Source organism: Lentzea sp. NPDC037011 (assembly GCF_055607425.1).
Genome location: NZ_JBVJRT010000005.1, coordinates 458,897 through 483,085, shown reverse-complemented (window position 1 = coordinate 483,085; position 24,189 = coordinate 458,897). Strand labels below are relative to the sequence as shown.

The window sequence follows — 24,189 nt, the reverse complement described above, 5'->3', positions numbered from 1 at the left end:
GCCTGCCTCCTGGCGGGCGTGCGCCGGAACCCGGTCAGTCCTTCTTCGGCGCCTTCGCCGGCTCCGCGGTCTCCGCCGGCTCGTCGAACGACGCGGGCAGCTTCCTCAGGTGCTTGTTCATCGAGCGCACCAGGAAGAACACGGCGACGAAGAACAGGATGAGCAGGACGAGGCCGACCGGGGAGGACTTGCCGAAGTCCTCCCCCTGGCCGCCCTTGTCGTCGTTCGTGTTCGACGGCTGCTGAACAGCGACGATCGCAACCGTGTCGGTCCAGGGGTTCACCCCTAGACCTTAACTCCGGCGAACAGGTCGTCTTCGGGCAGCGTCGAGTCGACCTGCGAGCGCACGAGCTCGTACTCCTCGGTGGGCCACACCTCGACCTGGATGTCCATCGGGATGGCGAACCAGCGGCTGGTCGGGTCGATCTGGGTGGCGTGGGCCTTGAGGGCCTCGTCACGGACGTCGAAGTACTCGGAGCACTGGACGCGGGTGGTGACGCGGTCCATCACGTCGGGACGGGCGGCGTCCCAGTTCGCGAGCCACTCGGTGTAGGGCGACTCCAGGCCGCGGGCCTCCAGCGCCTCGTGGAACGCCACCAGCTTCGCGCGGGAGAACCCGTGCGAGTAGTAGACCTTCACCGTGTCCCACGCCCCGCCGAGCTCCGGCTTGTACGAGGCGTCGGCGGCCGCGTCGATCGCGGCCATCGAGATCTCGTGCGTGCGGATGTGGTCGGGGTGCGGGTAGCCGCCGTTCTCGTCGTAGGTGACGATCACGTGCGGGCGGAAGTCGCGGATCGCCTCGACCAGCGACGGGACCGACTCCTCCAGCGGGACGAGGGCGAAGCAGCCCTCGGGCAGCGGCGGCTTCGGGTCGCCCTCGGGCAGGCCGGAGTCCTTGAAGCCCAGCCAGCGGTGCTGGATGCCGAGGATCTTGGCCGCGTTGGCCATCTCCTCGCGGCGGACCTCGATGATGTTCTCGAGCACGTCCGGCTTGTCCATCGCCGGGTTCAGAATGCTGCCCGCACCACCGTCGGTGCAGGTCACAACCATGACGTCGTGCCCTTCCGCGATGTAGCGGGCCATCGTGGCCGCGCCCTTGCTCGACTCGTCGTCGGGATGTGCGTGCACTGCCATAAGGCGCAGCTTGTCGGCCATGACCCCCGTGGTCCTCCTGTGTGAACGGTCCTGCGACACTCAACAACTGAACGTCGAGCACCATTGTTCCCCAGAGGCTTGAGGAGGCGCGGGATAGTGGCACAGCGCGCTCTCCCCGAGGGGCGGTACGGCAAGAGCAGCCGCGCGGCGATGCCCAGGCTCGCGCGGTGGGCGTTACTCGCCGTAGCCGTGGTGGTCGGTGCGGTCGTCGCGTTCGTCGGTTACCGAAATCTCGGCACAAAACCGATCGAGGCCGAACAGACGGCGTTCCAGATCCTCGACAGCGAGCGGGTGCAGGTCACTTTCCAGGTTTCCCGAGACCAACCGGAGCGACCGGCCGTCTGCATCATTCGGGCCCGGTCCAAGGACGGGGACGAAGCGGGTCGGCGTGAAGTTCTGATCCCGCCGGGGAATTCGACCGTTGTCGAGACAACTGTTGTTCGCGGTTCGAAGCCGCCGGTCACCGGCGAAGTGTTCGGCTGCTCCTACCAGGTTCCCGCCTACTTGTCCACGACCTAGCGGCCAAGCGGGTGATCTGCGGTTTAAGCGGCGAGATGAGGAACAAATCGCCGTCGCTGAACGTTGTCTCCGTGTTACTATTGCAGCTCAAGCACGGCCCCGGCGCGGGCCGTGTTTTTCCGTTCCGGGCTGGCGGCCCGGGAACTATCTGGCACACACGCGTGCGCCGGAGCAAGACGAGGAGTTGGTGACCGTGAGCGACACCCAGGTGACCTGGCTGACCCAGGAGGCCTACGACCGGCTCAAGGCTGAGCTGGACGAACTGATCGCGTACCGCCCGGTCATGGCTGCCGAGATCAACGCTCGTCGCGAAGAGGGCGACCTCCGCGAGAACGGCGGCTACCACGCGGCTCGCGAGGAGCAGGGCAAGCAGGAGGCGCGCATCCGCCAGCTGCACGAGCTGCTCCAGGCCGCGAAGGTCGGCGAAGCTCCCACCACGAAGGGTGTCGCGGCACCGGGCACGGTGCTCACGATCCGCTACGAGGGCGACGACGAGACCGAGACCTTCCTGCTGGCGACGCGGGAAGAGGGCGCGCACGGCGAGATGGAGGTCTACTCCCCGTCCTCACCGCTGGGCAAGGCGCTGAACGGCTCGAAGGACGGCGAGACCGTCGAGTACGAGCTGCCCAACGGCAAGCTCCAGAAGGTCACGCTGATCTCCGCGGTGCCGTACTCGGGCTGATCACACGACGTTGCGGAGGGGCGGTCACTGCGGTGACCGCCCCTTCACGCGTTCCAGGAGCGGTCGCACCCGCGGCGGCACCGGCGTGGAGAGCGCGATGGAGGTCGACAGCCTGCGCACGTGCGGCACGTCGACGATGTGGTCGACCACGCGCTGCAGGTCCGCGTTGGACCGCGCGACCATCCGCACGAAGAGGTCGCCCTGCCCGGTCGTGGCGTGCACCTCGCACACCTCGCTGATCGCGGCCAGGCCCTCGCACACCTCCTGCCGGCGGCCCTGCGCGATCTCGACCGTCGCGAACGCGGTCAGCCCGTAGCCCATCGCCCCCAGGTCCAGCGCGGGCGGGAACCCGGTGAGCACACCGCGGCCGGTCAGCCGGTCCAGCCGGGCCTGCACGGTGCCACGTGCGACACCGAGCCTGCGGGAGCATTCGAGGACGCCCAGCCGCGGCTCGTCGGTGAGGAGCAGCAGCAGCCGTGCGTCCAGTTCGTCGACTGTCTGGTCAGAGTGCTCACTCTGCTGGTCTTCGGCCACGCATCACTGTACAAAATGCGCAGCTAAATTGAAGACTGTTGCTCACCCTGTCGGGTCATCTCATGCTGATGAGCATGACGCAGCAGCTTGACGACGTGAGCTACGACCAGCTCCGGCAGCTCGTGGGGTTGGTCGACTACGACGCGACCAAGGACCCCTTCCCCGTGCGCGCCATGGACGCCGTGGTGTTCGTCGCGGGCAACGCCACGCAGACCGCGTGGCTGTACCAGGTGGCGTTCGGCATGGAGCTCGTGGCCTACGCGGGCCCTGAGACCGGCCAGCGCACGCACAAGTCGTTCGTGCTGAAGTCGGGTTCGGCCCGCTTCGTGATCCACGGCGGCGTGCAGCCCGGTTCCCCGCTGCTCGACCACCACCGCAAGCACGGCGACGGCGTCGTCGACCTGGCGCTGGAGGTCGGCGACGTCGACCAGTGCATCGAGCACGCCCGCGCGCAGGGCGCGACCGTCCTGGAGGAGCCGCACGACGTCTCCGACGAGCACGGCACCGTCCGCCTCGCGGCCATCGCCACCTACGGCGAGACCCGCCACACCCTCGTGGACCGCTCGAAGTACACCGGCCCCTACCTGCCCGGTTACGTGGCCAAGACGTCGACCGTGAAGCGGCCGGAGGGTGCGCCGAAGCGCCTGTTCCAGGCCGTCGACCACTGCGTCGGCAACGTCGAGCTCGGCAAGATGGACTACTGGGTCGAGTGGTACAACCGCGTCATGGGCTTCGTGAACATGGCGGAGTTCATCGGCGACGACATCGCCACCGACTACTCGGCGCTGATGTCCAAGGTCGTCTCCAACGGCAACCACCGCGTCAAGTTCCCGCTGAACGAGCCGGCGGTCGCGAAGAAGAAGTCGCAGATCGACGAGTACCTCGAGTTCTACGAGGGCGCGGGCGTCCAGCACATCGCGCTGGCCACCAACGACATCATCAAGACCGTCACCGCCATGCGCGAGGCGGGCGTGGAGTTCCTGGAGACCCCGGACTCCTACTACGACGACCCCGAGCTGCGCGCCCGCATCGGCGAGGTCCGCGTGCCGATCGAGGTCCTCAAGGAGCACCGCATCCTGGTTGACCGCGACGAGGACGGCTACCTGCTGCAGATCTTCACCAAACCGATCGGCGACCGCCCCACCGTGTTCTACGAGCTGATCGAACGGCACGGCTCGCTGGGCTTCGGCAAGGGCAACTTCAAGGCGTTGTTCGAGGCCATCGAGCGGGAACAGGAGCGCCGCGGCAACCTCTGATGCGCGTTCCCCGGTAGGCTGCCTTACGGGGGACTCACATCGTGGGGAGGTGGCATGGCACTCGTACGACGCGTGGCCGCGGTGATTCCGCTGGTCGGAGCCGTGACCACGGCTGCGGCGCTGACCGGCGCGGCGTTCCTGACCGTGGCCCACGCGGGTTGCGACGAGGCCGGCCGCTTCGTCCGCACCGGCGAGTCGATCGAGTTCGTCGGCGGCTGCGTCAACGGCGCCGACCTACCGGCGGCGCCCACAGCCGACACCGCGGACAACGTGGACAGGTTCGGCGGCTCGAAGAAGCCGTAGTAGCGCTGAGGGCGTCTGCAAGTACCACCAACTCCACGTTGGCCGTACTTGCAGACGCCCTCTTCCCGTTGCTCGGAGTGCACGCGGGGCCCTTTCGTGCACCAGGAGCGCACGCGGGGAGCTTTCGTACTCCTGGTGTACGCGGGGAACTTTCGTGCTCCTGGAAGTGCACGCGGGGAGCTTTCGTGCACCAGGAGCGCACGAAAGGGCCCCGCGTGCGGTGGGGCAGCGGTGGGCGGGGTTAGCCGAGGGCGGCCAGCAGGTCGGACACCAGGTCGTCGCCCGACTCGATGCCCACCGAGACGCGGACCAGGTCGGCGGGGACCTCCAGCATCGAGCCCGCGGTCGAGGCGTGCGTCATCTTGCCGGGGTGCTCGATCAGCGACTCGACGCCGCCGAGCGACTCGGCCAAAGTGAAGAGCTTGGTGCGCGCGCAGACCGCGAGCGCCGCCTCCTCGCCGCCCTCGACGAGGAACGAGATCATGCCGCCGAAGCGGCGCATCTGCTTGGCCGCCACCGCGTGGCCGGGGTGCGACTCCAGGCCGGGGTAGATGACCTTCTTCACGCGCGGGTGGCGGGTGAGGGCCTCGGCGACCAGCTCGGCGTTGTCGGAGTGCTTCTCCATGCGCAGCTCGAGCGTCTTGAGGCCGCGCAGGGTCAGGTAGGCGTCGAACGGGCCGGGGACCGCGCCCGCGCCGTTCTGCAGGAAGCCGAACGCCGCGTCGGTCTCCTCGTCGGAGGTGACGAGGGCGCCGCCGACGACGTCGGAGTGGCCGCCGACGTACTTGGTGGTGGAGTGCAGCACCACGTCGGCGCCGAGCTCCAGCGGGGTCTGCAGGGCCGGGGACGCGAAGGTGTTGTCCACCACCAGCTTGGCGCCCGCGGAGTGGGCGACCTCGGCGATCGCGGCGATGTCGCCGATGTTCAGCAGCGGGTTGGTCGGCGTCTCGATCCACACGAGCTTCGTGGCCGGCGTGATGGCGGCGCGGATCGCGTCGACGTCGGAGACCGGGGCCGGCGAGTGGGTGACGCCCCACTGCGAGAAGACCTTGTCGATCAAGCGGAACGTGCCGCCGTAGGCGTCGTTCGGGATGACGATGTGGTCGCCGGGCTTGAGGAACGCGCGCAGGGCCGTGTCGGTGGCACCCATGCCCGACGAGAACGCACGGCCGAAGCGGCCGCGTTCCAGGGAGGCGAGGGCGGTCTCCAGTGCGCGGCGGGTCGGGTTGCCGGTGCGCGAGTACTCGAAGCCCTGGCGCAGCCCACCGACGCCGTCCTGGGCGTACGTCGACGTCGCGTAGATGGGCACGTTCACCGCACCCGTGGTCGGGTCCGGGTCCTGACCGGCGTGGATCGCCCTGGTCGCGAAGCCGTATGGGGTGCTCATGTCCGAAGGGTACTCACCCGTCCGGCCGCCGACCGGCAGGAGTGCGGAACAGAACAGCCCCCGGTCACGGGGACCGGGGGCTGTTGCTGGTGAGGTCTTACCAACCCTGCTGCTGGCCGTAGCCCTGCTGCGGCGGCTGGCCGTAGCCACCCTGCTGCGGGTAGCCGCCGGTGCCCGGCTGCTGGAAGCCGCCGGTGCCACCGCCGTACGGCGAGGCCGTCTCCGGGGCGTTGATCACGATGGTCTTCATGATCTTGTCGGCCCAGGTCTGGTTCTTCGGCTCCCACAACGGGGCCAGGAAGCCCGCGTTGCACGGCAGCGAGTCGACGACGTGGCACAGCTGGCGCACGAAGGTGGTGCCGGCGCCGAGCGGCTGCAGCGTCTCCTCGGAGACGAGCTTGATCTTGGCGATCTTCTTGCCGATCGTCTGACCGGTCGCGCCCTGCCTGATGATCAGGTTCCAGATGTAGAACCCGAACAGCGCCAGGTAGAGCACGATGCCGATGATCGCGAAGATCCACGCGGCGTCGGGGCCGATGCCCGCGCCGACGAGGCCCAGCACGAACGCGACGAGCCACACCACGACGACCGGCGCCGCGACGTCGATCAGGTAGCCCACGAACCGCGAACCCCACTCGGCGTAACCGGTGGGAGGCGGCGGCGGGAAGCCGGGAGCGCCGCCGTAGGAGGGCTGGCCGTAGGGCTGCTGCTGCGGCTGGCCGTACGGGCTCGACTGCGCGGGCTGGCCGTACGGGTTGGACTGCACGGGCTGCCCGTACGGGTTCGACTGCGGAGCGCCGTAGGCGGGCGGCTGCGGAGCACCGTACGGGGGCGGCTGCTGGGCGGGGAACCCGCCGGAGCCGGGACCCTGTGCCGGGAAACCGCCGGAGCCGGGAGCGCCGGCCGGGGGCACCTGCCCCGGGCTGACGACCTGGGTGGCGTCCGCGTTCTGCTGCGGCGCGGCAGGCGTCTGACCAGGCGAGACGACCTGCGTGGCGTCCGGGTTGTGGGACGCCTGCGGCTGCCCACCCCCTGGGACGACCTGCGTGGCGTCCGCGTTTGGCTGCTCGTGCTGCGGCTGACCGCCGAACGGATTTCCTGGCGGCTGCGGAGCGTTCATCCGGTTTCCAACCCCCTTGGCTGGGCCGTGTGTGTATGAGTCTGGTTGATCTGGGGCGTCACGCTATCGGACGTACGGCCTTCTACGTTCAGCGACCAGCCAAGAAACCGAGAATGTCCTGCCTCGTCACGACACCGGCGGGCTTCCCGTCCTCCAGCACCAGCGCGCCGTCGGCGTGGGTCATGGCGTTCATGGCCACACTCACCGGCTCACCGGCGCCCAGCGTGGGCAGCGGTGCGCCCATGTGCTTGTCGAGGCGGTCGGCCAGCTGGGCCTTGCCGGTGAACAGCGCGTCGAGCAGGTCGCGCTCGTTGACCGCGCCGGCGACCTCGGCCGCCATGACCGGCGGTTCGGCGTTCACGACGGGCATCTGCGAGACGCCGAACTCGCGCAGGATCGCCACCGCGTCGCCGACGGTCTCGTTCGGGTGCGCGTGCACCAGGTCGGGCAGCTGGCCGCCCTTGCGGCGCAGCACGTCGCCGACGGTCGCGCCGGTCGAGTCGGGCGGCAGGAAGCCGTAGGAGGCCATCCAGCGGTCGTTGAAGACCTTCGACAGGTAGCCGCGGCCGCCGTCGGGCAGCAGCACGACCACGACGGCGTCCTCGGGCAGGTCCCGCGCGATGCGCAGCGCCGCGGCGGCGGCCATGCCGCAGGAGCCGCCGACGAGCAGGCCCTCCTCGCGGGCCAGGCGCCGGGTGACGTCGAACGAGTCCGCGTCGGAGACCTCGACGATCTGGTCGCAGACGGTCTTGTCGTAGGTCTCCGGCCAGAAGTCCTCGCCGACACCCTCGACGAGGTACGGCCGGCCGGTGCCGCCGGAGTAGACCGAGCCCTCCGGGTCCGCGCCGATGATCTTCACCGCGCCGTCCGAGACCTCCTTGAGGTAACGGCCGGTGCCGGAGATCGTGCCGCCGGTGCCGACGCCCGCGACGAAGTGCGTGATCTTGCCCGCCGTCTGGCGCCACACCTCGGGGCCGGTCTGGTGGTAGTGGCTCGCCGGGTTCTCCGGGTTCGCGTACTGGTTGGGCTTCCACGCGCCGGGGATCTCGCGGACCAGCCGGTCGGAGACGTTGTAGTACGAGTCCGGGTGCTCGGGCGCGACGGCGGTCGGGCACACCACGACCTCGGCGCCGTAGGCCTTGAGGACGTTGCGCTTGTCCTCGCTGACCTTGTCGGGGCACACGAACACGCACTTGTAGCCCTTGCGCTGGGCGACCAGCGCGAGGCCGACACCGGTGTTGCCCGAGGTGGGCTCCACGATCGTGCCGCCGGGCTGCAGCTCGCCGGACTTCTCGGCCGCCTCCACCATGCGCAGCGCGATGCGGTCCTTCACGCTGCCGCCCGGGTTCAGGTACTCGACCTTGGCCAGGACGGTCGCCTTGATGCCCGAGGTCAGGGAGTTGAGCTTGACCAGCGGCGTGTTGCCCACCAGGTCGACGACGTGCTCGACGTACTCCACCGCTGTACTCCCCACTCCCACTCTCCGAGATAGCGCACGAAGCGTAGCTCTAGTGGCAGCGGAGGTTGATTCGAACGGTGATGCCGACGATTCCAGGGGAGAGGGGGTGGTGCGGATGCTCGGCACGGGACACCTGCGCGCGGCCGCCATGACCGCCGCGACGCTCGGCGGGCTGTCCGGGGCGCTCGTCGGGCTGCTGAACGAGCAGGGCAGACGGGCCCGCGTGGCCATCGGCGTGCTGGAACACCTGTGGCCCGCACCCGACGGCGTGTACCGCGACGACGGCCGGGACCCGCTGCGGCTGGCGGTGCTCGGCGACTCGATGGCGGTCGGCGTCGGTGTGACGCACCCCTCGCAGATGCCGGGCGTGTTGCTGGCCGGGGCGCTGGCCGAGGAGGCGGACCGGCCGGTGCGGCTGTCGACGTACGCGATCAGCGGCTCGACGACCCGCGACCTGGTGCCGCAGGTCGACGCGGCGCTGCCGGGCGAGCCGCAGGCGGCGCTGGTCATCATCGGCGCGAACGACGTGACGACGCGGACGCGGGTGCGCGACTCGGCGGCGTTGCTGGGCGAGCAGGTCCGCCGGCTGCGCGCCGCCGGGTGCGGTGTCGTGGTCGGCACCTGCCCCGACCTCGGGATCGTGCGGCCGATCCCGCAGCCGCTGCGGGCGATCGGGCGGCGGTACAGCCTGCGGCTGGCGGCGGCGCAGACGGCGCAGGTGCGGCGGGCCGGCGGTGTCGCGGTACCGCTGGGGAACCTGCTGGCACCGGAGTTCACCGCGCGGCACGCCGACATGTTCAGCTCCGACCGCTTCCACCCCAGCGCCGCCGGCTACGAGGCGGCGGCCGGTGTGCTGCTGGCGCCGTTGTGCCGGGTGGCGGGGTTCCTGCCGGAGTGGGCGGCGGCGCCGGTGCCGTTGCGCTCGGCGGCGGCGCTGGCGGTGGGCGCGTCGCGGTGGCCCGCGTGGCTGCACCGGCGGCACGCGTGAGTTCCGGAAATCCTCGTCACGTGCGCTGGCCGGGGTGAGCGGGCGTTAACTAGGCTCGGCTGCGACCTTGACCCCCAACGAGGAGCTCCCCGATGCCTGAGGCCGTGATCGTCTCCGCCGCCCGCTCCCCCATCGGTCGCGCGGGCAAGGGCTCGCTGAAGGACGTGCGGCCCGACGACCTCGCCGCGCGGATGGTGAAGGCGGCGCTGGACAAGGTGCCGCAGCTCGACCCGGCGCAGATCGACGACCTGATGCTCGGCTGCGGCCTGCCCGGCGGCGAGCAGGGCTTCAACATGGCGCGCGTCGTGTCCGTGCTGCTGGGCCACGACACCCTGCCCGGCACGACGGTCACCCGCTACTGCGCCTCGTCGCTGCAGACCACGCGCATGGCCCTGCACGCCATCAAGGCGGGCGAGGGCGACGTGTTCATCTCCGCGGGCGTCGAGACGGTGTCGCGCTTCGCCAAGGGCAGCTCCGACTCGTGGCCGGACACCCACAACCCGCTCTTCGCCGACGCCGAGGCCCGCACGGCCTCCGTCGCCGCCTCCGGCGCCTCGACGTGGGACGACCCGCGGGTGTCCGGTGCCCTGCCGGACGTCTACGTCCCGATGGGCCAGACCGCGGAGAACCTGGCACTGCTGAAGGGCGTCTCCCGCAAGGAGATGGACGAGTTCGGCGTCCGTTCGCAGAACCTCGCCGAGAAGGCGATCGCCGACGGCTTCTGGGCCCGCGAGATCACCCCGGTGACGCTGCCGGACGGCACTGTCGTCTCCACCGACGACGGCCCGCGCGCCGGCGTCACCTACGAGGCCGTGTCGCAGCTCAAGCCCGTGTTCCGCCCGGACGGCCGGATCAACGCCGGCAACTGCTGCCCGCTCAACGACGGCGCGGCCGCCCTCGTGGTCATGTCCGACACCAAGGCCCGCGAGCTCGGCATCACGCCGCTGGCGCGGATCGTCTCCACCGGCGTCTCCGGCCTGTCGCCGGAGATCATGGGCCTCGGCCCGGTCGAGGCCTCGAAGCGCGCGCTGGCGCTGGCGGGCCTGTCGATCTCCGACATCGACCTCGTGGAGATCAACGAGGCGTTCGCGGCCCAGGTGATCCCGTCCTACCAGGACCTCGGGATCGACCTGGACCGGCTGAACGTGAACGGTGGCGCCATCGCCGTCGGCCACCCGTTCGGCATGACCGGCGCGCGGATCACCACGACCCTGATCAACTCGCTCCAGTTCCACGACAAGCAGTTCGGTCTGGAGACGATGTGCGTGGGCGGTGGCCAAGGCATGGCGATGGTGCTGGAACGCCTCAGCTGATCCTGGACCGATTCCAAGATCTGCAATTTGCCACTTGCAAGTAGCTCCGTTTCACCCGAACGGAGCTACTTGCCCACCACCGTTCTGCCGATGACCTGAATCGTCCAGCAATGGCGTCATCGGGCGAGGGGAAGTCCGTCCCTACCGACGAGTCAGGAGGTTGGGACATGCCCTATGTGTGGTGGCAAAGCGAATACGACCTGCAATGCCACGCGTTCTCGCTCGACCAGGCCCGTGGTTCCCGCCGCAGTTTCTACGAGGCGGTGTGCGAGCACTCGGTGCCCGATGAACGGGTGTCGCGTTCGCAGGTGGGGGCCCTCTGCACGGACTGCCTGATCAAAATCGGCACCGAGCTGCCGGACGTGCGCTGGCGGGTCTAGCGCACGAGCCGCATGCCGACCGACGCCGGGGCGCTCTCGGTGAAGCCGTGCCGTTCGTAGAGACGACGGCCGGGCGGGTCGGCGAGCAAGCTGACGTACGCGTCGGGCGAGTGGTCGCCGATGCGGTCCAGCAATGCGGTCATGATCGCGTCACCGATGCCTTTGCGCTGGTGGCGCGGCAACACCGCCATGTCGATGATGTGGAAGTACCAGCCACCGTCGCTCAGCACGCGACCCATGCCCACGGTTTCACCTGATTCCGCGTGAATCGCGCGAACAGTGGCCCACGCGCCGTTGATGCCGTTCTCGGCTTCCTCACGACTGCGCGCGCTCAGGCCGGATTCCTCGCGCAGGCGCAGGTAGTCGTCGACGGTCGGCGGACTCATCTCCAGGCGGTACCCGTTTTCCACGCGACCCAGCCTACAAATGCAGAAGGGCGCCCCGCCGCAGCGGAACGCCCTCCGATCGGATGCCCGGACGTCAGTCCGAGTTGAAGTACGAGAGCAGGCGCAGGATCTCGGTGTAGAGCCACACCAGGGTGACCGTGAGACCGAACGCGATCTGCCACGCGAACTTGGCCGGCACGCCGGCCCGGATCGCCTGGTCCGCGGCGTCGAAGTCGATCAGGAAGCTGAACGCCGCGAGGCCGATGCAGACGAGGCTGAAGATGATCGCGAGCGTGCCGCCGGAGCGGAGGCCGAGGCCGCCGGTCGTGAAGAAGCTCATGATCAGGTTGAAGAGCATCAGGACGGCGACGCCGATGATCGCGCCGGTGATCCACTTCGTGAACTTCGGCGTGACGCGGATCGCGCCGGTCTTGTAGACGACCAGCATGCCGGCGAAGACGCCGATCGTGCCGATGATCGCCTGGCCGATCACCACGACACCCTGGCCGGGGTTGCCGGTCCAGCCGTCGATCAGCCGCCCGATGATCCCGCTGAACGCGCCGAGGAAGACACCCTCGACGGCGGCGTAGGCGATGACGAGGGGCGGGCTCGGGACGCGCTTGAACGAGATGATCAGCGCGAGCACGAGTCCGATGATCGCGGCCGGGAACAGCAGTACCCAAGCCTGCATCAGGTAGGTGATGACGGCGGTGACCGCCACCACGGCCAGCGTGATGCCGGTCTTGGTGACGACGTCGTCGATCGTCATCGGCCGCTCGCTGGTCAGCGGCGGCGGGGCCTGCTGGTAGCCGGCTTCGGGCTGTCCGAAGCCTGCATAGCCTCCGTACCCGCCGCCGGTCGGCAGGTTACGGAAAGCCGGGTTGCTGCTGGAGCGCACCTGGTCCTCCTGGGGCGTTGCTTTACGCCGTCACGGGTACAACGAGCACGCTGGGTGCCAGGTTCCCCGTCGGTAAAGCCGACTTTACTCGCACAAGCGATCACACGTGCGCTAATAGTGTGCGAACTCGCGCGAAGACTCCGGAGCGTGACCTGACCACGGCGTGTCGCGGCGTGTCCGGCCCCGTGCGCGTAACGCCGATCACATAACATTCACGATCACACCCTGCGCAGCGCCCTAGTTCCCCCTCGTGGCGGCTTGTCCCCGAAGTGGGCTACCGACAAGCTCGCACGCGGGATATGTACAGGTCAGAGGGGACCACGATTCACCATGGGCTGGAAACGTCTTGCCGCAGTGGCTGCGGTCTCGGGGCTCGCGCTCCTGACCGCCCCCGCGACGGCGACAGCGGTCGGCGTCAAGGGCATCGGCTACAACGCGACAGAGGTCCAGCCCAACGCCACCACGGGTTCGGAGTGGCACGGGTCGTACGTGTGGCAGGACAAGCACGTGTGGTGCGTGCAGTACGCCCTGCCCGCTCCCGACAGCGCGGTGGGCTACCAGCCCGGTGACGAGCTGCTGACGAAGGCGGGCAAGAAGCTCGCGCCCGACGTGGCCGCGAACATCTCCTACCTCCTGCTGCGCTACTCCACGACCAAGTCGGCGGAGGAGGCGGCGGCGCTCGCGCACCTGCTGCACAGCTGGACCGCGGCGCCGGACGGTGCGGTGAACTTCGACACGAAGGACCCGCGCTACCTCGCCTACAACGCCGAGTGGTACGCCGCCCGGCTGCCCGCGCCCGTGCTGGAGGCGGTCGCGCGGATGCGGGCCGACGCCGAGGCCAACCGCGGCCCGTGGAAGCTCGCCGCGACCGCGCCGCAGGAACCGCTCGTCATCGGCACCGAGTCGACGTGGACCGTGTCGCTGCTCAAGCAGAACGACAAGGGCGTCTCCGGCGCGCCGATCAGCTTCGCGCTGACCGACGCCACGCTCGTCGACGGCAGCGCGGAGGGCAAGGTCACCACCGACGCGAACGGCAGCCCGGTCGCGCTCAAGGTCGTCCCCACCGGCCCGAAGCCGGCGATCGCGGTCACCGCCGACTCCCCCGCGGACAAGCCGGTCGTGCACCAGCCGATCCAGACCGAGAACATGCAGCGGATCGTCACCACCGGCGGCGAGAAGAAGCTGACCGCCGCCGCCAACGCCCAGGCCAAGACCGCTCCGGGCGCCGTGAAGATCACGAAGATCGACTCGGAGACCAAGAAGGCCATCGCGGGCGTCGCGCTGCGCGTCACCGCCAAGGACCAGACGAGCCCCGCGCTCAAGCAGGACGACAGCCCGCTGGTCGGCACGGACGGCAAGCCGCTGGTGCTGCAGACCGGTGCCGACGGCACGGTCGAGGTGCCGGACCTGCGCACGCCGCAGGAGATCTGCCTCGTCGAGGTGGCCGCGCCGAAGGGGTACGAGGAGTTCTTCGACGCGAAGGCACCACCGGCCGCGTGCGGGTCCGTCGGCCCCGGCTCGACGCTCGCGCTGGAGCTGGTGAACAAGCCGAACACCCCGGTCGTGCCCAGCACGATCCCGGCGGGCACGGAGGGCAGCACGCCGGTCGCGACCGCGTCGTTCGACTCGCAGCTGCGCCCCGGTCTGCTGCTCTCGGTGGGTGGCCTGGTGCTGCTCGGCGGGGCACTGGCAGGCTTGCTGGTGTGGCGCAGGCAGTGAGTTCCCGGGCTTTCCTGACCGGCGTGCTGGTGGTGGGCGTCGCCGCCACCAGCGTGCTGGTCACCTCGTCCGAGACCGACGTCCTCGCGGGACGGCCGGTCGCGGACGAGATCCCCGTGGTCGGGCCCGGTCCTGTCGGCGACAGCATGAGCACCGGCAGGGGCGCCGACCTCACCGGGTTGATCGGCGGCGCGAACACCGGCAACGCCAAACCGGTCGAGCCCGCACCACCGCAGCAGCAACAGCCCGCGCCGCCCAAGGCCGGTCCCGGTTCGGTGCGGCTGCCCGCCGGTGGCTCGGCCACTCTGGTGCGGCGCGAGGTCAAGGACGGCGTGCTGCCGGTGCCCGACGGCATCGGCGAGGCGACCTGGTGGGGCACCGAGCTGGCGGGCGCCGAGGGCGCGACCGTGCTGGCCGGGCACGTCGACTGGAAGGGCGCGAAGGGACCGTTCGCCGAGCTGTGGCAGGCGCAGAACGGCCGTGAGGTCGTCGTCGCCGACAGCGCGGGCGAGGAGTTCCGGTTCAAGATCCGGCAGATCGAGACGGTCCGCAAGGAGGAGCTGCCGGCCCGCGCGCTGGAGCTCTTCGGGCCGCGCGGCCCGCACCGGCTGGTGCTGGTCACGTGCGGGGGTACCTGGATCGGTGGGCAGCAGGGCTACGAGGCGAACCGAGTGGTGATCGCCGACCCCGTCAGGTGACCAATCGCCTCCCCGGCGCAACCCGTTCGGGTGACCGATCGTCTCCTACTGTGTGAAGCGCTGGGGATGGTTGACCACGGGCGTGGCTCTGGCACTGGCACTCGTGCTGGTGATGACGCTGAGTCCGCACGACGACCCGGACCAGCAGGCGGAGAACGGCCCGCTGCCGATGGCGCCCCGCCTTCCGACTCCGAAGGAGTCCGGACCCGCACCGCGGGTGCCTGGGCCCACGCCGGAACAGCTCGCGAAGCAACCGTGGATGCACAAGCTGGCTCAGGGTGAGAAGCCGCCGCAGTTCGTGCTCTTCTCCTTCGACGGCGCGGTGTCCAAGCAGCACTGGGACAAGGTGCTCCCGGTCGCCAGGCAGACGGGCGCGCACGTCACCGGCCTGCTGTCCGGCGTGTACATGCTGGCCGACCAGGACCGGACGCTGTACCAGCCGCCCGCGGGTCTCAAGCGGGGCCGGTCGGACATCGACTTCGGCGGCAGCAGGCAGGACATCGAGGCCAGGATCGGCTACCTGAACCAGGTGATCGCCGACGGCCACGAGATCGGCACGCACTACAACGGCCACTTCTGCTCCGGTGGCAGCCAGCCCTCGGTGGACAAGTGGGACAACGCCGCCTGGAACGCGGAGCTGGCGCAGTTCCGCCTGATCGTCGACAAGGCGCGGTCCGAGGGCTTCCGGTTGCCCGCCGACGCGGTCCGGGGTGGACGGACGCCGTGCCTGGAGGGCAACTGGGACGAGGCCTTCCCTGCGATGGCCGCCCACGGCCTGGTCTACGACACCAGCCAGGTCGCGCTCGGCGTCCAGTGGCCGTCCGTCCAAAGGGGACTGTACGAGTTCCCGATGCCCGAGGTGCGCGTCCCCGCGCTGGGCCGGCAGGTCGTGATGATGGACTTCAACCTCTGGTACGCGCTCAACGGCGCCAAGGAGGAACCGGCGCGTGCCCCGGAGTTCACGCAGATCGTCGTCGACACGTACCGGTCGGTGTACCGGGCGGCGCTGAACGGCAACCGCGCGCCGCTGGTGATCGGCAACCACTTCAACGAGTGGAACGGGTCGGCGTTCTCCACGGCGATGGAGCAGTTCCTCGGCGAGGTGTGCGGCAAGCCGGAGACGGTGTGCGCCACCTACACCGAGGTCATCCAGTGGATGCAGCTGCAGGACCCGGCGGTCCTCGACCAGCTCCGCCGGATGCCCGCCGCCCGCAACTGACCCCACCTCCCGACGTCACCCACTCGTGTCCGCCTACGGCACGCGGGGACCTTTCGTACCCCAGAAGCGCACGAAAGGTCCCCGCGTGCCGAAGCAGCGGTGCGCGAACGGGTGGGTCAGGCGTCGGTGGAGACGATGCGGTCGTCGGTTGAACCAGGTTGGCCGTTGGCGTCCTGGTTGGACGTGCCGAACCACAGGGTGCCGTCCGGTGCGGGAGCGATCGAGCGCACCCGGCCGTAGGCGCCGGTGAACAACGCCTGCGGCGTGCCGAGCGTGGTGCCGTTGACCGGGACCTTCCAGATCCGGCGGCCGGTGACGGCGCCGACGTAGAGCGCGTTCTTGTGCAGGGCGATGCCGGTCGGGCCCGCCAGCCGGTTGGACCACGTGACGGCCGGGTTCGTCATGCCGGCGACGTTGCAGTTGCCTTCGCACGTCGGCCAGCCGTAGTTCTTCCCGGCCTCGATGCGGTTGATCTCGTCGGTCGTGTTGTTGCCGAACTCGGTGGCGTACGCGGTGGTGCCGACCCAGGTGATGCCCTGGGGGTTGCGGTGGCCGATCGTGTACACGACGCTGTTCGCGCGCGGGTTGCCGCTCGCCGGCCTGCCCGCGGTGTCGAAGCGCAGCATCTTGCCGCCCAGCGAGTTCCAGTTCTGCGCGTTGGCCGTGTTCTGGGCATCGCCGGTGGTCGCCCACAGGTAGCCGTCCGGACCGAACTCCAGGCCGCCGCCGTTGTGGTAGCGGTTCTTCGGGATGCCGGTGACGATCGGCTGCGGCGTGCCGCCCAGCACGAGCTTGGCGATCCGGTTGTCGGTCGCCGTCGAGTAGTAGATGAAGACCGAGTTGTCGGTCGCGAACGTCTTCGACACCGCGAGGCCGAGCAGTCCGCCCTCACCGCCCGTGCTCTGGGCCGCTTCCACGGTGTCGAGCTCGGTCACGGTCGTGCCGCTGAGCTTCTTGATCTTGAACGTGTCCCGTTCCGTGAAGATGCCACTGCCGTCGGGCAGGAACTCGATGTCCCAGGGGATGTCCAACCCGCTGGCGAGGGTCCGCTCGGCCTGCGCGGAGGGTCCGTCCTGCGCGGAGGCCGGGATCACGCAGAGGGAGGCGGCGACGGCGGTGCAGGCTGCCGCTGCCGCGATACGACGAGCACGCATGTGTGCTCTCCTTCGGGTCCGCTCGTGGTTTCAGTCTGCGGCGGAGGTGTTGCAGGGCGTGTTTACCCAATCACAGCTCGCACAAACCCACAACGCTCATCGGATGTTTCGATACAACCGTCCGTCGTCTCAGGCCTGAAAGGCGGTTCCGCTCCGATGATCTTTGGGAACCTTGTGAACGGTCTAGCGCGATCCACGCGGGACGTCCTACGGTGAAAGTCGCCGCCGCGCCCCACGGAAGAGCCGCGCGTGCCCTTCCCGGGCACGCCGTAGACCCGAGGAGTCGCGCATGAACGTTGCCGCTACCGCTACCGAGCACAAGCTTCCCGAGGTCAAGCGCGAGTGGGTGAAGCCCGACTTCCGCGACTTCGACACGCCCATGGAGGTCACCGCCTACGCGGCCCGCAGCTGACGCGGCCCGCACCGGGACCCTCGCGGCGGCGGGGGCCCCGGTCTCCCGCACTCCCCCTGCCGGCAACGGCATCTGCAAGTACCACCAACACATGATCGAATCGCCGTCGAAGCCAGGGGAGCGAACGCGACGGGTACGACTTCTGGCCAACCGCTGAGGAGTGCACGCTGATGAAAGCCGTGTCCGCCCAGGAGTTCGTTGCGGAGCTCCGCGCGCTGGCCCCGCGGTACTGGGACAGCCACCCGTTCCACCTGCGCATGCACGAGGGCGGCCTGAGCAAGCACGAGCTGCAGGCGTGGGCCGCGAACCGCTGGTACTACCAGCGCTGCATCGCGCAGAAGGACGCCGCGATCCTGTCGAACTGCCCGGTGCCGGAGGTCCGCCGCCAGTGGCGCGAGCGGATCGTGTGGCACGACGGCACGGGACCCGGCGAGGGCGGCGCAGAGAACTGGCTGCTGCTCGCCGAGGCGGTCGGGCTGACCAGGGACGAGGTGCTCGACGAACGGCACGTGCTGCCCGGCGTCCGGTTCGCCGTCGACGCCTACGTGAACTTCGCGCGCACCAGGCCGTGGGTCGAGGGGGTCGCCTCCGGGCTGACCGAGATGTTCTCGGGTGCGTTGATGCGCAAGCGACTCGCGGCGTTGCGGGAGCGGTACCCGTGGATCGCCGAGGAGGGGTTCGCCTACTTCACCGACCGCATCCGGGCGGTCGCCGGCGAGGGACAGGCCACTGTGGACGTCGTGGTCGAGCACGCCCGCACCCGCGAACAGCAGCTGGCGGCCGTGGCGGCGCTGGCGTTCAAGTGCGACGTGCTGCGGGCCGTGCTGGACGCCGTCGACTACTACTCGGGCAGGGGCAGGCCGTGCTAGCGCTCGGCGCCGTGCCGCGCATCCGGCGCGGGGTGAAGCGCGGCTACGACCAGATCCGCTCCGCGCACGTCGTGCTGTTCCCCGAGGGCGTGCTGGTGCTCAACGAGACCGCGGCCTCCGTCGTGGCGCTGTGCGACGGCGTCCGGTCGGTGGGGGACATCGCGCTGGCGCTGGGCGACGAGTACGCGGGCGTCGAGCCGGCGGACGTGGCGGAGCTGGTGGCGCGGCTGGTGGACCGGAGGGTGGTCGACGTCGATGGCTGAGGCACCGTTCGGCCTGCTCGCCGAGCTCACGCACCGCTGCCCGCTGCAGTGCGGGTACTGCTCGAACCCGGTGGAGCTGGTGCGCAGGGGCGCCGAGCTGCCCACCGAGGACTGGCTGCGCGTCTTCGACCAGGCCCGCTCGCTGGGCGTGTTGCAGGTCCACCTGTCCGGCGGGGAACCGCTGCTGCGACCGGACCTCCCGGAGCTGGTGGCGCACGCGAACAGCCTCGGCTGCTACGTCAACCTCGTCACGTCCGGCGTGGGCCTGTCCCGCGACCGGCTGCACGACCTGGCCGGGCGCGGCGTCGACCACGTGCAGCTCTCCTTGCAGGACGCGACCAAGGCAGGCAACGACCGGATCGCGGGCATCAAGGCGTTCGACCGGAAGGTCGAGGCAGCGGCCCTCATCCGCGCCGAAGGCCTGCCGCTGACCGTGAACACCGTGCTGCACCGGCAGAACCTCGACAACGTCGCCGGGATCATCGCGCTGGCCGAGCGGCTGGGCGCGGAACGGCTGGAGCTCGCCAACACCCAGTACTACGGCTGGGCGCTGCGCAACCGGGCGGCGTTGCTGCCCACGCGCGACCAGCTGGCGGCGGCCGGCCCGGTCGTCGCCGCGGCGCAGGAACGGCTGCGCGGGGTGATGGAGATCGTCTACGTCATCGCCGACTACCACGAGGCGCACCCGAAGCCGTGCATGTACGGGTGGGGTGCGCGGCAGCTGACCGTGGCGCCCGACGGCTCGGTGCTCCCCTGCCCCGCCGCCACCGTGATCCCGACGCTGCCGGTCGAGAACGTGCGCGACTCGTCGTTGCACGACATCTGGCACGACTCGCCGTCGTTCACCGCCTTCCGCGGCTTCGACTGGATGCGGGACCCGTGCCGGTCGTGCCCGCGCAAGGAGGTCGACTTCGGCGGCTGCCGGTGCCAGGCGTTCCAGCTCACCGGTGACGCCGCCGCCACCGACCCGGTGTGCTCGCTGTCGCCGCATCGGTCCACTGTGGACCTGATTCTGGCGACCGAGGTGGCACCGGCGGTCGAACCGGCCATGGCCATGCGGAGGATGCCGTGAAGGCGGTCCTGCTCGGCACCGCGGCCGGCGGCGGGTTCCCGCAGTGGAACTGCGCCTGCGCGCTGTGCGTCCGCGCCCGGTCCGGTGAGCTGCCCGCCCGGTCGCAGGACTGCCTGGCGGTCAGTGCCGACGGCACGCGCTGGTGGCTGGTCAACGCCTCGCCGGACATCCGCACGCAGCTCGCCGCCTGCGCGCTGCTGAACCCCGGTCCCGGCCCGCGCGAGACCCCGGTGCGCGGCGCCCTGCTCACCGACGCGGAGCTCGACCACGCGCTCGGCCTGCTGACGTTGCGCGGCGGCACGGACCTGGCGGTGTGGGCGCCGGGCCCGGTGCTGCACGCGTTGCGCGACCGGTTCGACCTGCGCTCGGTGGTCGACGGGTACGCACCCGTGGACTGGCGCGAGGTCACCACCGCCGAGGTCGAGCTCGACGGCCTGCGGGTGACGGCGGTCCCGATCAGCGGCAAGCGCCCGAAGTACGCGCGGTCATCCACCGTGGAGGGCGACTGGGTGGTCGCCTACCGGTTCGCCGACCCGGTCACCGGTGGTGTGCTGGTCTACGCGCCGTGCCTCGCGCACTGGCCGGACGGGTTCGACGACGTGGTGGCCGGGGCGGACTGCCTGGTGCTCGACGGCACGTTCCACGCGGCCTCCGAGATGGGCACGGCGACGGGCAGCGGGTCAGGGCAGGCCGCGATGGGCCACCTGCCGATCACGGCGAGCCTGCCGCGGCTGCGGCGGTTCCCGGCCGTGCGGCGGCTCTACACGCACCTCAACAACACCAACCCGGTGCTGGACCCGGACTCGCCGGAGGCGGCACAGGTGCGCGCGGCGGGGGTGGAGCTCCCGCAGGACGGCACGGTGCTCGAACTCTGAGGTGCCCCGAGCCCCGAACGGGCCAGAATGGGCGGATGTCCTTCGTGATCGGTGGTCGTCCGCTGGCCGAGCGGATCGTCGCGGAGCTGCCGTCGTTCGTGCGGCTCGTGCTCGCGGAGATCACCGACCGGGTGCCCGGCTACCGGCAGCTGCCCGCCGAGGAGCTCTCCGGTGACATCGCCCGCGTGATCGAGGGGACGCTGCGGGCGTTCGCGCGGGTGCTGCGCAGCCGGGAGCTGCCGACGGCCGACGAGCTGCGGTTCCTGCGCGAGTCGGCGGCCCGGCGTGCGGAGGAGGGCGTGCCGGTCGACGTCGTGCTCACGGCGTACCACGTGGGCATCCAGGTGGTGTGGGACGTGCTGGTGCCCGAGGCGCGGCCGGAGGAGGTCGGCGAGGTGCTGGCGCTCAACGCGCTGGCCATGCGGTACCTGCAGCTCGTGACGCCGGTGGTGAGCGCCGGGTACCTCGACGAGCGGCAGACGATGTTCGACGACGAGCGGTCGGCGCGGCACACGCAGCTGACCGGGCTGCTCGACGGCACGCGGGTCGCGGACGGGCCCGTGGTGGTGCTGGCGCTGCACGTGCCGCCGCACCCGGACGAGCTGACCGACGGGGTGGACGCGGCCGTGGCCGGGCGGCGCAAGCTGCGGCGGCTGCGCACCGAGCTGGAACGGCACAGCCGCGAACCGGTCCTGTCGGCGCTCACCCCCGACGGCGGGATCGTGCTGCTGCCGGGTGAGGACGAACGGGCCGACCGGGTCGTGGCGGACGCGGCGCGGGCCGCCGGGGTGCCGTTGACGGTGGCGGCGGTCGCGGCCCCGCCGTCCGGGGTCGCGGCCGCCGCCGGGCTCGCCCGCGAGGTGCTCGCCGTCGCCGTGCGCTCGGGTCCCGGCCTGTACCGGCTGGCCGACGTGCTGCTGGAGTACCAGCTGTCCCGGCCGAGCGCGGCGCTGGAACCGCTGGCCGCGGTCGTGGCGGCGTTGTCCGACGAGCTCGTGCAGACGCTGGAGGTCTACCTGCGGCGCGGGTCGCGCCGGCCGGCCGCCACCGAGCTGCACGTCCACCCGAACACCGTGGACTACCGGCTGCGCAGGGTCGCGGAGCTCACCGGCCTCGACCCGACGCGGATCGAGCACGTCACGCTGCTGGCGGCTGCCCTGGCCGCGCGGCGCGCGCGACCGTAGCGCCGAACGCGGCCATGCCGGCGGCGTTGGGGTGCAGCGGCGCGGCGGCGGTCGTCGGCACCAACCCCTCCAGGTAGCGGTCTGCGGGTGCGGCGCAGATGTCGTGGCCCGTGGTCACGGCGGCGAAGTCCACGTACGTCGCGCCGCGCTTCTGGGCCTCGGCCCGCGCGGTGGCGCTGACCCGGTTGAGCACGCCCTGGAGGTAGTCGGCGTCCCGGCTCCACACCGGCTGCACCGGGTAGCAGCCGCCCGGCCTGATGTACGTGCCGTAGCCGGTGACCAGCACCTTCGCCCGCGGTGAGCGGCGCTTGACCTCGTCGAGCGCGGCGCCGAGCTCCGGCCCCCACGCGTCCACGGCCGCGGCCAGCCGGTCCGTCCCACCGGAGGTGTAGCGGTCCTTGCAGGAGACCCCGATCGGCTGGGGCAGCAGGTTGATGCAGCTCAACGCCGTCTGGAACAGGCCGACGTCGTTGGCGCCGACCGTCAGCGACACCAGGTCGGTGGACGGCTTGAGCGCGGCGAACTGCGGTGCCACGAACCCGAACTGGCGGCCCGTGAAGTCGTCGGTCTTCGCACCGGAGCAGGTGACGTCGGTCAGCCGCGCGCCGAGCAGCTCCGCCGCCACCCGCGGGTAGTCGCGGGCCGACCGCAGGCACCACAGCGCCGGGTCCTGGGCCGGGACCAGCGGACCGGCCGCCGCCGAGTCGCCCAGTGCCACGTACTCCACGGTGTCCGCCTGGGCGGTGGTTGTTCCGGCGACCAAACCCGCCACCAGAGCCAACCCGGCCACGATCCGCATCCCGAACCTCCAACGTCGTCGTCAGGTCAGCTCATCGTGGTGGTTCCGGTCACGTGCGCGGGTGGGACGTTGCCCAGAGTCGGCCGGTCGGGTTTGTGACCGATCACAATGGGGGCGTGACTCCTGGCGAACTCCTCGACCTCGCCGCGCAGGCCTGCGTGGACGCCGCGAAGCTGCTGCGCGAGCTGCCGGTGGACGTTGCCGCGAAGGGCGCGTTCGACCAGGTCAGCAGTGCCGACCTGGCGATCGAGGCGTTCCTGCGGCGTGCGCTCGACGTGCCCGGTTCCGCCGTCGTCGGCGAGGAGCTGGGCGCGGAGCAGGCTCGGATCACCTGGTACGTCGACCCGATCGACGGCACCCGCAACTTCGTCCGCGGGCTGCCGCTCGCGTGCCTGTCGGTGGCGGCGGCGGTGGACGGGCGGCTGGTGGCGGGGTGCGTGCTGGACCCGTTCCGCGACGAGCTGTTCACCGCGGCCGAGGGCGTGCCGTTCGCGGTGCGGTCGGCCGGGCTGGTGATCCCGCCGGGACCGAGCCCGCGGCCGGTGGTGCTGACCGACGTCCCGTTGCCCGGCAGCCCCTACAGCGGCGAGGTGGAGCTGCTGGCCGACCTGCTCGCCGTCGCGGACGTGCGGCGGGTGTACGTGACGGCGCTGTCGCTGGCCTGGATCGCGGCCGGGCGGGCGGACGCGGCGGCGAACCTGGGCATCCACCCGTGGGACGTGGCGGCCGGCGCGGTGCTGGTGCGGGCGGCCGGCGGCGTGTTCCACCACGTCGGCGGCGACGCGCTGGGGGCGGCGGGCTTCGTGGCCGGCCGTGGTGAGATCGTCGACTGGTTGCGCGACCGGTTGGAGGGCATCGTCTCGTGATCGACCTCAGCGGCCGGGTCGTCCTGGTCACCGGTGCGGGCGGCACGATCGGGGCCGGCATCGCACGCCGGTTCACCGCGGCCGGCGCCGTCGTCGTGCCGCACCGCGGCCGTGCCGACGGCGACCTGCGGTTCGCGGCGCGGCGCGTGGTCGAGGAGGCCTTCGCACTGCACGGCAGGCTCGACGCGGTGGTGAACAACGCCGGTGTGCAGCCCGTGGAACCGTTGCCGGGCATGAGCACCGAGTCCTGGCAGTCCGTTGTGGACATCAACCTGACCGGGCCGTTCGCCGTCACCCAGGCGGCCGCAGAGGTCCTGCCGCAGGGCGGGTCGATCACGCACATCGCGTCGATCGAGGGCACCCACCCGGCCGCGGGCCACGCCCACTACAGCGCCTCCAAGGCCGCGCTGGTCGTGCACGCGCGGGCCGCGGCCCAGGAGTACGGGCCGCGGCTGCGGGTGAACACCGTGTCCCCCGGCCTGATCAGCCGCCCCGGCATCGAGGAGCAGTGGCCGGAGGGCGTCGCGCGCTGGCACGACGCCGCCCCGTTGCACCGCCTCGGCACGCCCGAGGACGTGGGGAACGCGTGCGTGTTCCTCGCCTCCGACCTGGCGGCGTGGATCACCGGCCACGACCTGGTCGTCGACGGCGGGGTGACCGCACGCCCCACCTGGTAGCC

28 protein-coding genes are annotated in these 24,189 nt (G+C 70.8%); 18 read left to right on the top strand and 10 right to left on the bottom strand.

All coding sequences use genetic code 11. From position 1 onward, the window contains the following. Positions 1-34 precede the first annotated feature (34 nt). Together ACZ7CH_RS17850 and mca are read right to left on the bottom strand one after the other, a co-directional pair. Entirely contained in the window at positions 35-283 is a 249-nt protein-coding gene (locus ACZ7CH_RS17850) for a hypothetical protein (RefSeq protein WP_458429349.1), read from the bottom strand. A 2-nt stretch (positions 284-285) separates the two neighbouring features. Then, positions 286-1,155, bottom strand: coding sequence for a mycothiol conjugate amidase Mca (gene mca, locus ACZ7CH_RS17845; protein WP_360386001.1), 870 nt, complete (start codon positions 1,153-1,155; stop codon positions 286-288). 96 nt (positions 1,156-1,251) lie between these two features. Between mca and ACZ7CH_RS17840 the strand changes: the two genes are divergently transcribed. Together ACZ7CH_RS17840 and greA are read left to right on the top strand one after the other, a co-directional pair. Next, the gene (locus ACZ7CH_RS17840; protein WP_360385999.1) at positions 1,252-1,674 is read left to right on the top strand and encodes a DUF4307 domain-containing protein; all 423 of its coding nucleotides are present in this window, start codon (positions 1,252-1,254) and stop codon (positions 1,672-1,674) included. Positions 1,675-1,858: 184 nt separating this feature from the next. Continuing rightward, entirely contained in the window at positions 1,859-2,356 is a 498-nt protein-coding gene (greA, locus tag ACZ7CH_RS17835) for a transcription elongation factor GreA (protein ID WP_360385997.1), read from the top strand. 24 nt (positions 2,357-2,380) lie between these two features. On the opposite strand, the gene ACZ7CH_RS17830 is transcribed toward greA, so the two are convergent. Beyond that, on the bottom strand, positions 2,381-2,890 hold the full coding sequence (locus ACZ7CH_RS17830; protein ID WP_458429350.1) for an Lrp/AsnC family transcriptional regulator: 510 nt from the start codon (positions 2,888-2,890) through the stop codon (positions 2,381-2,383). Positions 2,891-2,964: 74 nt separating this feature from the next. Here ACZ7CH_RS17830 and hppD point away from each other — a divergent pair, with 74 nt between their 5' ends. Further along, positions 2,965-4,146, top strand: coding sequence for a 4-hydroxyphenylpyruvate dioxygenase (gene hppD / locus ACZ7CH_RS17825; protein ID WP_458429351.1), 1,182 nt, complete (start codon positions 2,965-2,967; stop codon positions 4,144-4,146). Positions 4,147-4,200: 54 nt separating this feature from the next. Continuing rightward, on the top strand, positions 4,201-4,449 hold the full coding sequence (locus tag ACZ7CH_RS17820) for a hypothetical protein (protein WP_360385992.1): 249 nt from the start codon (positions 4,201-4,203) through the stop codon (positions 4,447-4,449). 241 nt (positions 4,450-4,690) lie between these two features. Here the strand turns inward: ACZ7CH_RS17820 and ACZ7CH_RS17815 are convergent, their stop codons facing one another. From ACZ7CH_RS17815 to ACZ7CH_RS17805, 3 genes are all read right to left on the bottom strand, one after another. Continuing rightward, complete coding sequence (locus ACZ7CH_RS17815; protein WP_360385990.1) at positions 4,691-5,836, bottom strand: cystathionine gamma-synthase; 1,146 nt, start codon at positions 5,834-5,836, stop codon at positions 4,691-4,693. Between the two features lie 97 nt (positions 5,837-5,933). After that, positions 5,934-6,956 (bottom strand): RDD family protein, encoded by a 1,023-nt coding sequence (locus ACZ7CH_RS17810; RefSeq protein WP_470374355.1) that lies wholly within the window; start codon positions 6,954-6,956, stop codon positions 5,934-5,936. An 88-nt stretch (positions 6,957-7,044) separates the two neighbouring features. Continuing rightward, positions 7,045-8,415 carry a cystathionine beta-synthase gene (locus ACZ7CH_RS17805; RefSeq protein ID WP_360385986.1) on the bottom strand — a complete coding sequence of 457 codons (1,371 nt, stop codon included), beginning with the start codon at positions 8,413-8,415 and terminating at the stop codon, positions 7,045-7,047. Between the two features lie 115 nt (positions 8,416-8,530). On the opposite strand from ACZ7CH_RS17805, the gene ACZ7CH_RS17800 reads away from it, so the two are divergent. The 3 genes from ACZ7CH_RS17800 to ACZ7CH_RS17790 all read left to right on the top strand — a co-directional run bounded on the left by ACZ7CH_RS17800 (position 8,531) and on the right by ACZ7CH_RS17790 (position 11,096). Further along, entirely contained in the window at positions 8,531-9,403 is an 873-nt protein-coding gene (locus ACZ7CH_RS17800; protein WP_360385984.1) for an SGNH/GDSL hydrolase family protein, read from the top strand. 92 nt (positions 9,404-9,495) lie between these two features. Continuing rightward, the gene (locus ACZ7CH_RS17795) at positions 9,496-10,716 is read left to right on the top strand and encodes an acetyl-CoA C-acetyltransferase (RefSeq protein ID WP_458429354.1); all 1,221 of its coding nucleotides are present in this window, start codon (positions 9,496-9,498) and stop codon (positions 10,714-10,716) included. A gap of 167 nt (positions 10,717-10,883) precedes the next feature. Then, positions 10,884-11,096: a hypothetical protein gene (locus ACZ7CH_RS17790; protein WP_360385980.1), complete on the top strand. Its 213-nt coding sequence runs from the start codon at positions 10,884-10,886 to the stop codon at positions 11,094-11,096. Here the strand turns inward: ACZ7CH_RS17790 and ACZ7CH_RS17785 are convergent. Together ACZ7CH_RS17785 and ACZ7CH_RS17780 are read right to left on the bottom strand one after the other, a co-directional pair. After that, positions 11,093-11,482: a GNAT family N-acetyltransferase gene (locus ACZ7CH_RS17785; RefSeq protein ID WP_470369446.1), complete on the bottom strand. Its 390-nt coding sequence runs from the start codon at positions 11,480-11,482 to the stop codon at positions 11,093-11,095. The genes ACZ7CH_RS17790 and ACZ7CH_RS17785 overlap by 4 nt on opposite strands. A 94-nt stretch (positions 11,483-11,576) precedes the next feature. After that, the gene (locus ACZ7CH_RS17780; protein ID WP_360385976.1) at positions 11,577-12,380 is read right to left on the bottom strand and encodes a Bax inhibitor-1/YccA family protein; all 804 of its coding nucleotides are present in this window, start codon (positions 12,378-12,380) and stop codon (positions 11,577-11,579) included. 354 nt (positions 12,381-12,734) lie between these two features. On the opposite strand from ACZ7CH_RS17780, the gene ACZ7CH_RS17775 reads away from it, so the two are divergent. The 3 genes from ACZ7CH_RS17775 (at position 12,735) to ACZ7CH_RS17765 (ending at position 16,016) form a co-directional block, all read left to right on the top strand. Then, positions 12,735-14,099, top strand: coding sequence for an MSCRAMM family protein (locus ACZ7CH_RS17775; RefSeq protein ID WP_458429355.1), 1,365 nt, complete (start codon positions 12,735-12,737; stop codon positions 14,097-14,099). Then, positions 14,096-14,797 (top strand): class F sortase, encoded by a 702-nt coding sequence (locus tag ACZ7CH_RS17770; RefSeq protein ID WP_360385972.1) that lies wholly within the window; start codon positions 14,096-14,098, stop codon positions 14,795-14,797. Before ACZ7CH_RS17775 ends, ACZ7CH_RS17770 begins: the two co-directional genes overlap by 4 nt. An 82-nt stretch (positions 14,798-14,879) precedes the next feature. Next, positions 14,880-16,016 carry a polysaccharide deacetylase family protein gene (locus ACZ7CH_RS17765; protein WP_360385970.1) on the top strand — a complete coding sequence of 379 codons (1,137 nt, stop codon included), beginning with the start codon at positions 14,880-14,882 and terminating at the stop codon, positions 16,014-16,016. Positions 16,017-16,132: 116 nt separating this feature from the next. Here ACZ7CH_RS17765 and ACZ7CH_RS17760 read toward each other — a convergent pair whose 3' ends face one another. Further along, positions 16,133-17,170: a PQQ-dependent sugar dehydrogenase gene (locus tag ACZ7CH_RS17760; protein WP_470369447.1), complete on the bottom strand. Its 1,038-nt coding sequence runs from the start codon at positions 17,168-17,170 to the stop codon at positions 16,133-16,135. A 289-nt stretch (positions 17,171-17,459) separates the two neighbouring features. Here ACZ7CH_RS17760 and pqqA point away from each other — a divergent pair, with 289 nt between their 5' ends. The 6 genes from pqqA (at position 17,460) to ACZ7CH_RS17730 (ending at position 21,845) form a co-directional block, all read left to right on the top strand. Beyond that, on the top strand, positions 17,460-17,582 hold the full coding sequence (pqqA, locus tag ACZ7CH_RS17755; RefSeq protein WP_360385966.1) for a pyrroloquinoline quinone precursor peptide PqqA: 123 nt from the start codon (positions 17,460-17,462) through the stop codon (positions 17,580-17,582). Between the two features lie 170 nt (positions 17,583-17,752). Beyond that, the gene (gene pqqC / locus ACZ7CH_RS17750; RefSeq protein WP_458429357.1) at positions 17,753-18,451 is read left to right on the top strand and encodes a pyrroloquinoline-quinone synthase PqqC; all 699 of its coding nucleotides are present in this window, start codon (positions 17,753-17,755) and stop codon (positions 18,449-18,451) included. Further along, positions 18,445-18,714, top strand: coding sequence for a pyrroloquinoline quinone biosynthesis peptide chaperone PqqD (pqqD, locus tag ACZ7CH_RS17745; RefSeq protein WP_360385962.1), 270 nt, complete (start codon positions 18,445-18,447; stop codon positions 18,712-18,714). Before pqqC ends, pqqD begins: the two co-directional genes overlap by 7 nt. After that, positions 18,707-19,786 carry a pyrroloquinoline quinone biosynthesis protein PqqE gene (gene pqqE / locus ACZ7CH_RS17740; protein WP_470374354.1) on the top strand — a complete coding sequence of 360 codons (1,080 nt, stop codon included), beginning with the start codon at positions 18,707-18,709 and terminating at the stop codon, positions 19,784-19,786. The genes pqqD and pqqE overlap by 8 nt, the downstream gene beginning before the upstream one ends. Continuing rightward, entirely contained in the window at positions 19,783-20,661 is an 879-nt protein-coding gene (gene pqqB, locus ACZ7CH_RS17735) for a pyrroloquinoline quinone biosynthesis protein PqqB (RefSeq protein WP_470374353.1), read from the top strand. Before pqqE ends, pqqB begins: the two co-directional genes overlap by 4 nt. 35 nt (positions 20,662-20,696) lie before the next feature. After that, positions 20,697-21,845, top strand: a complete 1,149-nt coding sequence (locus tag ACZ7CH_RS17730) for a PucR family transcriptional regulator (RefSeq protein WP_470374352.1) — start codon at positions 20,697-20,699, stop codon at positions 21,843-21,845. Here ACZ7CH_RS17730 and ACZ7CH_RS17725 read toward each other — a convergent pair. Then, positions 21,799-22,644: an SGNH/GDSL hydrolase family protein gene (locus ACZ7CH_RS17725; protein ID WP_470374351.1), complete on the bottom strand. Its 846-nt coding sequence runs from the start codon at positions 22,642-22,644 to the stop codon at positions 21,799-21,801. The two genes, ACZ7CH_RS17730 and ACZ7CH_RS17725, sit on opposite strands and share 47 nt — an antisense overlap. A 116-nt stretch (positions 22,645-22,760) precedes the next feature. Here ACZ7CH_RS17725 and ACZ7CH_RS17720 point away from each other — a divergent pair, with 116 nt between their 5' ends. After that, positions 22,761-23,510 (top strand): inositol monophosphatase family protein, encoded by a 750-nt coding sequence (locus ACZ7CH_RS17720; RefSeq protein WP_470374350.1) that lies wholly within the window; start codon positions 22,761-22,763, stop codon positions 23,508-23,510. Continuing rightward, positions 23,507-24,187, top strand: a complete 681-nt coding sequence (locus ACZ7CH_RS17715; RefSeq protein WP_360385950.1) for an SDR family NAD(P)-dependent oxidoreductase — start codon at positions 23,507-23,509, stop codon at positions 24,185-24,187. Before ACZ7CH_RS17720 ends, ACZ7CH_RS17715 begins: the two co-directional genes overlap by 4 nt. The last annotated feature ends 2 nt before the right edge of the window (positions 24,188-24,189 follow it).